Origin of the sequence: Oceanobacillus jeddahensis, from assembly GCF_000750635.1 — a bacterium.
GTDB lineage: Bacteria > Bacillota > Bacilli > Bacillales > Amphibacillaceae > Oceanobacillus > Oceanobacillus jeddahense.
On sequence record NZ_CCDM010000002.1, the window covers coordinates 855,020 to 868,350 of the forward strand.

11 protein-coding genes are annotated in these 13,331 nt (G+C 39.1%); all 11 read left to right on the forward strand.

Annotated elements, in window-relative coordinates; translation table 11 throughout:
* Window positions 1-233 precede the first annotated feature (233 nt).
* Complete coding sequence (gene pnp / locus BN986_RS11845; protein WP_040980196.1) at window positions 234-2,348, forward strand: polyribonucleotide nucleotidyltransferase; 2,115 nt, start codon at window positions 234-236, stop codon at window positions 2,346-2,348.
* A 171-nt stretch (window positions 2,349-2,519) separates the two neighbouring features.
* On the forward strand, window positions 2,520-3,473 hold the full coding sequence (locus BN986_RS11850; RefSeq protein ID WP_040980198.1) for a polysaccharide deacetylase family protein: 954 nt from the start codon (window positions 2,520-2,522) through the stop codon (window positions 3,471-3,473).
* Between the two features lie 25 nt (window positions 3,474-3,498).
* Window positions 3,499-4,725: a M16 family metallopeptidase gene (locus BN986_RS11855; RefSeq protein WP_040980199.1), complete on the forward strand. Its 1,227-nt coding sequence runs from the start codon at window positions 3,499-3,501 to the stop codon at window positions 4,723-4,725.
* 95 nt (window positions 4,726-4,820) lie between these two features.
* Window positions 4,821-5,072 (forward strand): YlmC/YmxH family sporulation protein, encoded by a 252-nt coding sequence (locus BN986_RS11860; protein ID WP_040980201.1) that lies wholly within the window; start codon window positions 4,821-4,823, stop codon window positions 5,070-5,072.
* 260 nt (window positions 5,073-5,332) lie between these two features.
* Complete coding sequence (dpaA, locus tag BN986_RS11865) at window positions 5,333-6,217, forward strand: dipicolinic acid synthetase subunit A (protein ID WP_040980203.1); 885 nt, start codon at window positions 5,333-5,335, stop codon at window positions 6,215-6,217.
* Entirely contained in the window at window positions 6,214-6,819 is a 606-nt protein-coding gene (gene dpaB, locus BN986_RS11870) for a dipicolinate synthase subunit B (protein ID WP_040980205.1), read from the forward strand. The genes dpaA and dpaB overlap by 4 nt, the downstream gene beginning before the upstream one ends.
* Before the next feature lie 40 nt (window positions 6,820-6,859).
* Window positions 6,860-7,912, forward strand: a complete 1,053-nt coding sequence (locus tag BN986_RS11875; RefSeq protein ID WP_040980207.1) for an aspartate-semialdehyde dehydrogenase — start codon at window positions 6,860-6,862, stop codon at window positions 7,910-7,912.
* Between the two features lie 400 nt (window positions 7,913-8,312).
* A complete protein-coding gene (gene dapG, locus BN986_RS11880) occupies window positions 8,313-9,542 on the forward strand; it encodes an aspartate kinase (RefSeq protein ID WP_040980209.1) in 1,230 nt (409 codons plus the stop codon).
* 198 nt (window positions 9,543-9,740) lie between these two features.
* Window positions 9,741-10,475: a ClpP family protease gene (locus BN986_RS11885; protein WP_040980847.1), complete on the forward strand. Its 735-nt coding sequence runs from the start codon at window positions 9,741-9,743 to the stop codon at window positions 10,473-10,475.
* The gene (locus BN986_RS11890) at window positions 10,472-10,678 is read left to right on the forward strand and encodes a YlzJ-like family protein (protein WP_040980211.1); all 207 of its coding nucleotides are present in this window, start codon (window positions 10,472-10,474) and stop codon (window positions 10,676-10,678) included. The genes BN986_RS11885 and BN986_RS11890 overlap by 4 nt, the downstream gene beginning before the upstream one ends.
* A 202-nt stretch (window positions 10,679-10,880) precedes the next feature.
* Entirely contained in the window at window positions 10,881-13,217 is a 2,337-nt protein-coding gene (locus BN986_RS11895) for an FtsK/SpoIIIE family DNA translocase (RefSeq protein ID WP_040980213.1), read from the forward strand.
* The last annotated feature ends 114 nt before the right edge of the window (window positions 13,218-13,331 follow it).

The window sequence follows — 13,331 nt, forward strand, 5'->3', positions numbered from 1 at the left end:
AAAAAGCAGGAGCAATCCTGCTTTTTCTTTTATGTAAAAGCAAGACAGCAATAATATAGATAGATTCTTACTCAAGCTGTATTTTAAAAGGTAGCGATTGATTCCTGACAGGCTATCGTTTATCCTATAAAAAGAGATTCTTTTGTGAATAATATAAAATAGAAGAAAAATGTAATATATGAAGTGCTACATATATTTAAATAGCTGTAGCCTCGAAAGGAGCAACAAAACTAATGGCAAATGAAAAAAAGCTATTCTCTACAGAAATTTCAGGAAAGAAATTTACGGTTGAAGTAGGGGAGCTGGCAAAACAAGCAAATGGTGCCTGTATGATACACTATGAAGATACTTCTGTACTATCGGTAGCAACAGCTTCTAAAGAACCAAAAGATTTACCGTTCTTTCCCTTAACAGTAAACTATGAAGAACGATTATATGCAGTAGGAAAGATTCCAGGAGGATTTATTAAACGTGAAGGGCGTCCAAGTGAAAAAGCAATCTTATCTTCAAGATTGATTGACCGCCCGATTCGTCCATTATTTCCTGACGGATTCCGTAATGAAGTACAAGTAATCAGCACCGTAATGAGTGTGGATCAGGACTGTTCTTCCGAAATAGCTGCAATGATTGGTTCATCCATTGCATTGAGTATTTCGGATATTCCTTTTGAACAGCCAATCGCGGGTGTTCATGTTGGCCGTGTCGATGGGGAGTTAATTATTAACCCTACGATTGAACAAGAAGCAAAAAGCGATATTGAATTAACCGTTGCCGGAACAAAAGATGCCATTAACATGGTAGAGGCTGGCGCTGATGAAGTACCAGAGGATGTAATGCTTGAAGCAATTATGTTTGGACATGAAGAAATCAAACGTCTTGTTGCTTTCCAAGAAGAAATTGTACAGGCATTCGGTAAAGAAAAATTTGAAGTTGACATTGCAGAAACAGATGAAGAACTTGTACAAAAAGTAGAAGCAGAAGCAAAAGAAAAATTACTTGAAGCAATCCAGGTTGTTGAAAAGCATGCACGTGAAGATGCAATTGATGCAGTGAAGCAGGAAATTGTTGATAAATACGAAGAAGAAGAGGCGGAAGAAGAAACGGTTAAACAGGTTAAATCTTTATTGGATAAACTTGTGAAGGAAGAAGTGCGACGCCTTATTACCAAAGAAAAAATACGTCCGGATGGCCGTAAAGTAGATGAAATTCGTTCATTATCTTCTCGTATCCATGTGCTTCCACGTACGCACGGTTCCGGTTTGTTCACCCGTGGACAGACGCAGGCGTTAAGTGTATGCACATTAGGAGCATTAGGAGATGTGCAGATTTTAGATGGACTTGATTTAGAAGAAACAAAACGATTTATGCATCACTATAATTTCCCGCAATATAGTGTAGGAGAAACCGGCCCAATCCGTGGACCAGGCCGCCGTGAAATCGGTCATGGTGCTTTAGGAGAACGTGCATTAGAAAAAGTAATACCAACTGAAAAAGATTTCCCGTATACGATTCGTCTTGTATCCGAAGTGCTTGAATCCAATGGTTCAACATCCCAGGCAAGTATTTGCGCAAGTACGTTAGCTATGATGGATGCAGGTGTTCCAATTAAAGCGCCGGTAGCTGGTATTGCGATGGGATTGGTTAAATCCGGAGAGGACTATACGATTCTTTCTGATATCCAAGGTATGGAAGATGCCCTTGGTGATATGGACTTTAAAGTGGCTGGTACAGAAAAAGGTGTAACAGCACTGCAAATGGATATTAAAATTGATGGTTTGTCCCGTGCGATTTTAGAAGAAGCATTAACGCAGGCGAAAAAAGGCCGTATGCATATCCTGGATTCAATGCTTCAAACGATTCAGGAACCAAAGGATGAGTTGTCTGAATACGCACCAAAAATCTTAACGATGTCAATTAATCCAGATAAAATTCGTGATGTTATTGGACCGAGCGGAAAGCAGATCAATCAAATCATTGATGAAACTGGTGTAAAAATTGATATTGAGCAGGATGGTAATGTCTTTATTTCATCTACAGACAGTGAGATGAATCAAAAAGCGAAAAAAATCATTGAAGACCTTGTACGTGAAGTTGAAGTTGGTCAATTGTATCTTGGTACCGTAAAACGTATTGAAAAATTTGGTGCGTTTGTTGAACTCTTCAAAGGAAAAGACGGATTGGTTCATATTTCAGAGCTTGCTGAGGAGCGTACAAATAAAGTAGAGGATGCTGTTTCGATTGGTGATCAAATCATGGTGAAGGTAAAAGAAATTGACCGTCAAGGAAGAATCAACCTTTCCAGAAAAGCAGTCCTGCAAGATGAAAAGAAAGAGAATGCTAAATCATAGTAAGAAAAGTCACTTAATCTCGGGTAGAAAAAGATTTCTATGATAAAAAGAAGCTGGTTTTTAATTCAGTTTCTTTTTTTATGGATAGATAAGAGGAACGGTGCCTTCCTTAAAATACATTCATACTTGTCCTTCTAAAAGCATAAAAATAGGGAGAGGGAGGGATTAAAGATGAAGCGGTATTTTAAGTATGTGCATGTTCTTGTTTTTCTAATTTTAATTTTCACGGTATTTGATATACGATATAATCCTTTTCAAACTGATCCTGTGGTGATGGAGCCATCAGAAATAGAAGTAAGTGCACCAAATGATGCACTTTATATGGAAATTGAGCAAAAGAAAGACGCTTATCAAGAGGATCCAGAAAATGCTTATATAGATGAGGTTTGGAAGAAAACACCTGGACGGAATGGCTTAGAAGTGAATGTGGAAGAATCTTATCAAAAAATGAAAGAAGCAAATAAATGGGATGAAGATTTACTTGTTTTTAACGAAACTTCTCCTGATATCTTATTAGAGGATCTGGAGCCATCCCCCATTTATCGAGGAAATCCAGAAAAAGAAATGGTTTCTTTTTTAATTAATGTTTCCTGGGGAGAAGCGTATATTCCAGAAATGCTGCAAATATTAAAAGATAATCAGGTAAAAGCCAGCTTTTTTATTGAAGGCAAATGGGCGCAAAATAATTCGAGCCTTGTTAAAATGATTGAAGAGGAAGGACATGTCATTGGTAATCATGCCTATGATCATCCAGATATGGCTGCGCTTGATAAAAGTAATGCCTATACACAAATAGAGGAAACCAATCAAATTTTAAAAACAATCACAGGGGAGCAGCCCAAATGGTTTGCACCGCCAAGTGGAAGCTATAAGGACGAAACAGTAGAAACAGCAGCAGAACTGGAAATGGAAACTATTTTATGGACAGTTGATACAATTGATTGGAAGAATCCTTCTGTATCTGTTATGGTTAATCGCATAGAAAATAATGTTCACCCTGGAGCGATGATTCTAATGCATCCGACGGAGGCCAGTACGAAGGCTTTGGAGCAAATGATTAACATTATCAAAGAAAAAGATTATAAAATAGGAACAGTAGAATCGTTGTTAAGTGAATCACGTTAAGCTTAGAAATTTAGGAGGATAAGCATTGGTAGAAAAATATACAGGTAGTAATGGAGTTCGTATTGTATTAGAATCTATGCCGGCCGTTCGTTCGGTTACGATAGGGATATGGGTTAAAACGGGATCCAGAAATGAAACCCTCCATAATAACGGCATTTCACATTTTTTAGAGCATATGTTTTTTAAAGGAACGAAAACAAGAAGCGCACAGGATATTGCAGAAGCATTTGATTCTATTGGTGGGCAGATTAATGCTTTTACTTCAAAAGAATATACATGTTTTTATGCGAAGGTGTTAGATACACATAAAGAATTTGCTCTGGAAATATTAGCGGATATGTTTTTTGAATCGACATTTGACGAAGAGGAAATGGAAAGAGAAAAAAAGGTTGTCTACGAAGAAATAAAAATGTGTGAAGATACACCGGATGACATCGTACATGATCTGCTGGCAGAAGCAGCGTATGGCAAGCACCCTCTCGGATATCCTATTCTCGGGACAGAAAAGCAGCTTGCGTCTTTTGATCAAAAGCAATTGCAGCAGTATGTAGAAGATAATTATACGCCGGATAATGTTGTTATTTCTGTAGCTGGTAATGTGTCCAGCTCGTTTATCAAGGATGTTGATGCTTATTTTGGATCTTTTACAAGAAATGCATCTAAGGAAACAAGAATAAAACCTGTATTTTTACAGGAAGCCATTTACCGGAGTAAAGATACCGAGCAGGCACATCTCTGCCTTGGTTACCATGGTTATGAAGTGGGAGACAAACATTTATACCCGTTATCAATCATGAATAATGTACTTGGTGGGAGCATGAGCTCACGTTTATTCCAAGAAGTACGCGAGAAAAAGGGACTTGCCTATTCCGTGTTTTCTTATCATGCCGCATTTATTGATGATGGCTTATTAACGATTTATGCTGGTACGGGCAAAGACCAGCTGGGACAATTAGAAGAAGTGATTCAGTCTACACTTCATCATTTTGTGGAACATGGCTTAACCGAAAAAGAATTACGAAACAGTAAAGAACAGATTAAAGGAAATCTTATGCTTGGGCTGGAAAGCACCAACAGCCGTATGTCACGAAATGGACGGAATGAATTGTTATTGCAAAGACATCGTTCTTTAGATGATTTGATTCAGGAGATAGATGGCATTACAAATGAGCAAATAACGGATGTTATTCAAAATGTATTAATGCAAAAGCCGTCCCGGGCATTGATTGCACCTGAAGATACTCGTAAATAAGAGCATGTTTTCTTATTTTGGACATATAGTGTAGAAAGTGAAACTTCATTATCCTGAGGTTATCGATCTTCAGAACACAGAAAAGGAGTTTTTCTATGGTACGCTTTCGCGATATGGGAGATAAGGAAATTATTAATGTAAATGAAGGAAAAAGGCTTGGTATGCTGGGACAAACAGATCTGGAAATTAATCCAAAAACAGGACAAATTGAAGCGTTTATTATTCCGAGTTATAAATGGTTCGGTCTTGTAAAAGAGGGAGAAGAAACAAAAATTCATTGGCAGTCTATTAAAAAAATAGGTACGGATATGATTATGATTGATACAGAGCTCCCTGAAGAAGGATAGAAATTGGAAAGCTTGTTTATTTTGTTCGAAAAGGTAGTGTCATGCTTCTTTTCTTACTGGGTAAACAAGCTTTTTTTGTCCATTATGAAAACATAAAAATGTAACCTGAAACAGCAAACTTCTAACCTGAAAATAGGTCTTCACCTTTCTTTCCTGTAAGGTTGTATTTTTATGTCTTAATTGTTCACCACTGGCTTAAAAATTCATAAGCTATATCGAATCATGAATACGTGAAAAGTTGTCTGGAGGTTATACGTAAAATGAGTCGACGGATTGCAGTAATTGGTGGAGATGCAAGATATTTAGAGTTAATAAAAATGTTAAAAGGTAATCCTGATAATGAAGTGATTCTTTGTGGCTTCGATAAATTAGAGCAGGGCTTTACAGGTTTAAATGAATCAGCGCTGGACGAATTGGACGTGAGCAAGTTAGATGTCGTTGTTTTGCCCATAACAGGTATAGATGCAAAAGGGAATGTAGAGACCGTTTTTACAGATAAGAAAATCCATTTAGATGAGGCATGGTTTCGAAAATTACCTCCTGAATGTACCGTTTTTACAGGGATAACGAATGCTTACTTAACAAGCTTGGCAGAAAAAGCGGGAGTGAAATTAGTACCGTTGCTTGATCGTGATGATGTTGCTATTTATAACTCCATTCCAACGGCAGAAGGTGCCATTATGATGGCTTTTGAGCATACCGATCAGACTGTCCATTCTTCACGGGTAATGGTGGTAGGATTTGGAAGAGTGGGTAACACAGTAGCAAATAAATTTTCTGCACTGGGAGCAAAAGTATCCGTATGTGCCAGAAGTATAAGAGATTTAGCTCGTATCACGGAAATGGGTTTACATGCAGTTCCTTTGCATGAATTAAGCAATCATGCAGACAACTGTGATATTTTAATTAATACGATTCCAAGTTTAGTGGTAACCAAAGAAGCAATTCAAAATCTGCCGACAAATGCAGTTATCATTGATCTTGCATCAAAGCCGGGTGGAACCGATTTTGAATTTGCAAAAAAGCGGGGGATTCAAGCTATATTAGCACGCAGCTTGCCGGGGATTGTAGCACCAAGAACAGCAGGGAAAATACTTGCGAATGTGATTGAACAAATTCTGGAGGAGGAGCGTGCGTTAGAATGATATTCAAGGATAAGCGAATTGGCTTTGGGTTAACCGGATCGCATCATACCTTTCCTCATATTTTTCCAATCATCGAAGAACTGATTAAGCAAGGAGCAGAAGTCGTTCCGTTTATAACAGAAACAGTCCAATATACAGATACGAAACATGGAAAAGCAAAGGATAATGTAGAGAAGCTTAAAAAAATAACCAGCCATCCTATCATTACGACCATTCCCGATGCAGAGCCTTATGGACCGGATAAACCGCTTGATGTAATGATTATCGCACCACTTACAGGAAATTCAATGAGCAAGTTTGCAAATGCTCATACGGATAATGCAGTCTTAATGGCTGCTAAATCGACACTCCGCAATGAAAACCCAGTTTTATTAGCTTTGACAACGAATGACGCGCTTGGATTAAATGCTAAAAATTTAGCTGCACTGCTTAATGCAAAGCATATCTTTTTTGTCCCGTTCGGGCAGGATAATCCTTATCAAAAACCTTCTTCCCTTTCAGCGAATTTAAATGAATTAATTCCTGCAGCAGAGGCTGCGTTAAATGGAAAACAAATTCAGCCGATTATTGTACCTTATTCCACGAAAAATGTGTTAAAATGAAGTTTAGTTGACATTTAAATAAGTGGAGGGAGATATTGGAATGGCAGAGCAACAAACATATAATGTAGCAATTGTAGGTGCTACAGGAGCAGTAGGTCAGAAAATCAAAAAAATATTAGAAGATAAACAGTTTCCGGTAAAACAGCTGAAATTATTATCTTCCGCCCGTTCGGCAGGAAAAGAAGAAACGTTTAACGGGGAAACAATTATTGTCGAAGAAGCTGCACCTGAATCATTTGAAGGTGTAGATATTGCGTTATTTTCTGCAGGTGGTTCTATTTCTAAACAATTGGCTCCTGAAGCAGTGAAAAGAGGAGCAGTTGTTGTTGATAATACAAGTGCTTTTCGTATGGATGAAGATGTACCGCTTGTTGTGCCAGAAGTAAATCCGGAAGATATTGCGGAGCATCAAGGAATTATCGCAAATCCAAACTGTTCCACTATTCAAATGGTGGCAGCTTTAAAACCGATAAAAGATGCATTTGGAATTGGTAAGATTATTGTTTCTACCTACCAGGCAGTATCTGGTGCGGGAAATGCAGCGGTAGAAGAGTTGTATGAACAGTCAAAAGACTATTTAGAAGGTAACGAAGTAAATGCAGAGATTTTACCGGTTAAAGGGGATAAAAAACACTACCCAATTGCGTTTAACGCATTACCGCAAATCGATGTTTTTGGAGATAATGGTTTTACGTTTGAAGAGATGAAAATGATCAATGAAACGAAAAAAATCATGCATGATGAAGCATTGAATGTAGCAGCAACTTGTGTACGTCTTCCATTTGCTACTTCTCATGCGGAAAGTGTATATATTGAAGTAGGTCAAGAAGATCTAAATGTAACAGATATTTGGAAGATATTAGAAGCAGCAGACGGGATCATCCTTCAAGATAATCCAGAGGAGCAGGAATATCCAACTCCACAATCTGCTCAAGATAAAGAGGAAGTTTTTGTAGGGCGCGTACGAAAAGATTTAGACAATCCAAAAGGCTTCCATTTATGGGTAGTCTCGGATAATTTATTAAAAGGTGCGGCCTGGAATACAGTACAAATCGCGCAAACGTTAGTTGAACGTGGTGGGTTAAAAAAATAATGATTTCCAGTTATTCATAACGTATACTTTGAATATGGGTTCAAGAAGGTTGAAAAATAGAAGTTTCTTTATTTGTGCGTGTTCAAAAAGACCGATAAATAGGACCAAGTCGGCTAAGTTCGCGACGTCCTGTCGCAACGCCGACACTAGCACGTCCTGTGCGTCGAAAGTTCAAGGCGACGAGTTATTTCCGAACGGAGCGTATGCTTTATAATACGTGAGTATCGGAAAAAAACGTCAACGCAGAAATTCACCGTGTCATTTTTATTGGACTTTTTGAACACCCTCTATTTGAACCAATATTTTTGTATCCTTCATGGGCCCATTTTAAAAATAATGGTGTAATCAATCTAATAGACATCCAGAGTTTAACTTCTTGGATAGTGTTGAGGTGTTCATATTGCAAGTATTAGTTCAAAAATTTGGAGGAACTTCTGTACAATCAGAAACAAACCGGGAACATGTTATCCGTCATATTAAAGATGCACTTGTTCAAGAATATAAGTTAGTCGTTGTTGTTTCTGCATTAGGGAGGAAACCAGATCCTTATGCAACGGACAGTTTACTAAGCTTAATCGACTTTCCGGCAAATAAAAATTCAAATCGTGAGCTGGATTTGCTAATGTCATGTGGTGAAGTTATTTCTTCGGTTGTTCTGTCTAATGAACTGCAAAAAAATCATGTTTCTGCGACAGCTCTAACCGGTGCGCAAGCTGGTTTTCTAACGAGTGAAGATTTTAATCGTGCAAAAATAAAAGAGGTTAATCCAGCAAGAGTTTTACATGAATTGGAAACACATGATGTTGTCGTAGTAGCAGGTTTTCAAGGTCAAAGTGAATCCGGGGAGATTACCACGATTGGCCGGGGTGGCAGTGATACCTCTGCAGCAGCTTTAGGAGTTGCTTTAGACGCAGAACGTATTGAAATTTTTACAGATGTGGAAGGGATTATGACAGCAGACCCGCGCGTCGTAAAAAATGCCCGCCCACTGGATGTAGTGACATATACAGAGATTTGTAATCTTGCTTATCAAGGTGCAAAAGTCATTCATCCTCGCGCTGTAGAAATAGCGATGCAAGGAAAAATACCCATGCGTATCCGTTCCACTTATTCAGAACGGTTAGGGACACTTGTTACTTCTTCACGGATAGAGGAAGCAGGTGCAGACATTTCTGAACGAATGATAACGGGTATCGCGCATATTGCAAATGTGACGCAGATTAAAGTGCAGACGAAAGAATCAGCTTACCGGATGCAATCAGAAGTATTTAAAGCAATGGCGGAAGCAGGTATCTCTGTTGATTTTATTAATATTTCACCAACAGGGGTTGCTTATACTGTACCCGCAGAACTAACGACAAAAGCGATTGAAATTTTAGAGATGCTGGGCTTTCATCCGGAAATCACAGAGAACTGTGCAAAGGTTTCATCTGTTGGAGCCGGAATGACAGGAGTACCCGGTGTGGCATCTAAAATCGTGCAGGCATTAACAGATGCCGGTGTACAAATATTGCAATCTGCAGATAGTCACACAACGATTTGGGTTTTAGTACATGATCATGAATTAGTCACAGCAGTTAATGCATTACATGATGTATTTGGATTAAGTGCAGAGGAAGTACCGCTTTAGAAAAAAGGGAGATGAAGCAGGGTTTGACTGCTTCATCTCCCTTTTTTATGAAATACCCTATTTGGAATATTCATGAAAACAATCAGACACTGCTTTTTTAGATACGCTTTATTTTCTGTATCCCTTCTTCCGTATGTTTTTAAACCAATTGTTTATACTAATCCTATAAACATAGCTGGAAGGAGTTTTTATATGCGTATGGATACGGATGATAATAATGAAAATCAAGGAGAAGAGGAGAATCAGCAAAATGCATCTTCTCTCGTAGAAAAAATTCAGCAGCTTGGACAAGCTAATGTTCCACAGGCACCTGAATCAAATATCCATGTTTTATCCATTATCGGACAGGTAGAAGGACATCTTCAGCTGCCCCCGCAAAATAAAACAACCAAATATGAGCATTTGCTGCCACAGCTCATTGCCGTAGAGCAAAATCCTAAAATTGAAGGGTTAATCATTCTTTTAAACACTGTTGGCGGGGATGTAGAGGCTGGGCTGGCCCTTGCTGAAATGATTGCATCGATGTCAAAGCCGACCACTTCAATTGTGTTAGGAGGCGGTCATTCTATCGGCGCGCCGATTGCGGTTGCTACCGACTATTCCTTTATTGTACCGACGGCAACGATGACGATCCATCCGGTCCGGTTAACGGGCATGGTTATCGGTGTTCCACAAACCTTTGAATATCTGGACAAAATGCAAGAACGCGTCATTCAGTTTATTGTTGAACATTCCAATATCGACTCGGAAAAGCTGAAGGAGCTGATGTTTGCGAAAGGAAATCTGACTCGTGATATTGGTACAAATGTGGTTGGGAAAGAAGCGGTAGAATATGGATTAATCGATGAGGTTGGCGGGGTTAAAGAAGCAATACAGAAATTAAATCATATGATTCAAGGAGCCCATTCTGAAGAGGAAGGTGATGCTTCATGATACTCTATACCCCACTATCCCATCAGGAAATTTTTCCAGAAACACAAGGAGCAGCAAATGAAATACAAGCCGTTGAATGGCAAGGAAGAACGGTTTTTGTATCGAAAAATAATGATGGCCATTATCAAATAAATCAGCTTATTTCGAGTGATCCGAATGATTATCTGAATCCTGATTTTTTACCAGGAAGAATTATCAGATGATGGTAATCTATGCTATAATATAGAAATGGTAAAGAGATAAATGAAAGATACAATACGGGATGATATGATAACTGGAGCAGCAGCCTCTTGAAAGAGGACTGATTCCAGTTTCCTTGTTTGTTACATAGGAAAAGATGGTTTTCCTTATTGCAAATCTAGCATCCTAGCAACCTTCATTTGTTTTACATACGGAGGTGAGAAAATGGCTGCCAAAAAAAGAAAGAAAAGAAAAAAACGGACAACCAAACAGGTTAAAGGGCTGCAAATGGAACTGACAGGATTACTATTAATATTTATTGCTATATTCGGAAGCGGGGCAGCTATGTTAAGCGGGGGAGCTATACCTGACTGGCTTGGGAATATATTTCAGTTTTTTATGGGGATATGGCACTTCCTTATTCCTGTGGCATTATTTATGATTGGATTTTATCTTATCTTTAAAAGAAAGGCACCGGATTTTTTAACAAGAAGATTGATAGGTTTTTACATTTTATTTGCTGGTGTTTTATTGTTGACGCATGTACAAGTGATGGAAAGTTTATTAGCTAATACGACGGATGTTTCTATTCTTCGTCTGACCTGGCAGCTTTACTTTCAATATTTAGATGGAACAGGCACATTGGTGCAGACAGGCGGTGGTATGATCGGTGCGCTGTTATTCACCGTTTCTTATTTTCTATTTTCGATCGCCGGTTCCCGGATAGTAGTATTTTTTTGCTTATTAATCGGGATTATTTTTATGACAAATTTATCTATTGGTGATTTTGTTAAAAAGGTAGCAGCAGGATTTAAAGCCACTTTTATTTATATTGGGGAACGCATCAAAAGAACCAGAGAAAATTGGGCGGAGCGTAAAGAAGAAGAACAGAAACAGAAAGAGATTGCTGATACCGTTGTTCAGAATCAGAAAGAGAGCGGTAATCCGGTTCCAGAAGAACAGGAATATAGTGCGGAAGAACTTCTTATTAATAATTTTACGGATGTTGCTTATCAGGAACAGCCGGAACAGAAAAAGGGAAAAACAGAGACATCTAAAGAGAAAACCTTAAATACAGAGGATGAGGAAGAAACGCATGAAGCCATGCCGATGACAGCTACGGAAAATCATGATTATCAATTACCGTCAATGGAACTATTAGCGAGTCCGGCGCATAATTCCCAGCAGCAGGAGAAATCACATATTCAGGCAACCGTCCGCAAGCTTGACCGGACCTTTCAAAGCTTCGGTGTAAAAGCGAAAATAGCGAAAGTACATGTCGGTCCGGCAGTAACGAAATATGAAGTATATCCAGAGTCTGGAGTGAAGGTGAGTAAAATCGTCGGTCTCCATGACGATATTGCGTTGGCCCTTGCCGCGAAGGATATTCGTATTGAGGCACCGATACCTGGTAAATCAGCAGTCGGGATTGAGGTACCTAACAAGGAAATTTCGATGGTTTCACTCCGGGAGGTTTTAGATAAACAATCGTCTAAAGCAAATAAATTGGCGTTTGCTTTAGGACGGGATATTTCTGGAGAAGCGATAGCCGGCGAATTGAACAAAATGCCGCATTTGCTGATTGCCGGGGCAACAGGAAGCGGGAAAAGTGTCTGCGTGAATGGCATCATTACGAGTATTTTAATGCGTGCCAAACCGCATGAAGTGAAAATGATGATGATTGACCCGAAAAAAGTAGAGTTGAATGTGTATAACGGAATTCCTCATTTATTAACACCTGTTGTTACAGACCCGAAAAAAGCATCTAGAGCGTTGAAAAAAATTGTTGCAGAGATGGAGCGGAGATACGACCTGTTTTCTGATAGCGGTACGAGAAATATGGAAGGTTATAATGCGTATATCCGTAAACAAAATGCAAATGCAACGGAGGAGGAACAGCAGCCTTACCTGCCATACATTGTTGTTCTAGTAGATGAGCTGGCTGATTTAATGATGGTTGCTTCAAATGATGTAGAAGACGCGATTACAAGGCTTGCACAAATGGCTCGTGCAGCAGGTATTCATTTAATTATTGCTACTCAACGCCCGTCGGTAGATGTTATTACCGGAGTGATTAAAGCGAATATCCCATCCAGAATTGCTTTCAGCGTTTCATCTACAACAGATTCACGGACCATACTTGATTCTGGAGGAGCTGAGAAATTACTGGGACGGGGCGATATGCTTTATGTTCCAGCTGGCAGTTCCAAGCCTACCCGCGTCCAAGGTGCGTTCCTGTCAGATGAAGAGGTGGAGCGTATTGTAGATCACTGTGTCGAACAACAGCAGGCAAGCTATCAGGAAGAAATGATACCGGAAGAAACGAACGAAGTAACAGAAGAAGTAGACGATGAGCTCTACGACGATGCCGTACAAATGATTCTCGAGATGCAAAGCGCAAGTGTTTCGATGCTTCAGCGCCGTTTCCGGATTGGATATACCAGAGCAGCCCGATTAATCGATGCCATGGAAGCTCGTGGTATTGTCGGTCCATATGAAGGAAGTAAGCCTAGGGCTGTACTGGTATCTAATCAGGAAGAAGAGCATTCCACAACATCTTAGAAAACGCGGTTTATCCATCATGGATAAACCGCGTTTTAAAAAGACTGAATTATTAAAGTTCAAAATTTATAAAAGAAGTGGTACGATAAATAGCAGAAGTTAGAAAAACTGACA

Bases quoted from the DNA above. Each gene is read 5' to 3' on its own strand.
- BN986_RS11860 (WP_040980201.1), top strand. From the start codon at position 4,821: ATGGTACGCTTTCGCGATATGGGAGATAAGGAAATTATTAATGTAAAT.
- BN986_RS11850 (WP_040980198.1), top strand. From the start codon at position 2,520: ATGAAGCGGTATTTTAAGTATGTGCATGTTCTTGTTTTTCTAATTTTA.
- BN986_RS11890 (WP_040980211.1), top strand. From the start codon at position 10,472: ATGATACTCTATACCCCACTATCCCATCAGGAAATTTTTCCAGAAACA.
- dpaB (WP_040980205.1), top strand. From the start codon at position 6,214: ATGATATTCAAGGATAAGCGAATTGGCTTTGGGTTAACCGGATCGCAT.
- BN986_RS11895 (WP_040980213.1), top strand. From the start codon at position 10,881: ATGGCTGCCAAAAAAAGAAAGAAAAGAAAAAAACGGACAACCAAACAG.
- BN986_RS11875 (WP_040980207.1), top strand. From the start codon at position 6,860: ATGGCAGAGCAACAAACATATAATGTAGCAATTGTAGGTGCTACAGGA.
- dpaA (WP_040980203.1), top strand. From the start codon at position 5,333: ATGAGTCGACGGATTGCAGTAATTGGTGGAGATGCAAGATATTTAGAG.
- BN986_RS11885 (WP_040980847.1), top strand. From the start codon at position 9,741: ATGGATACGGATGATAATAATGAAAATCAAGGAGAAGAGGAGAATCAG.
- pnp (WP_040980196.1), top strand. From the start codon at position 234: ATGGCAAATGAAAAAAAGCTATTCTCTACAGAAATTTCAGGAAAGAAA.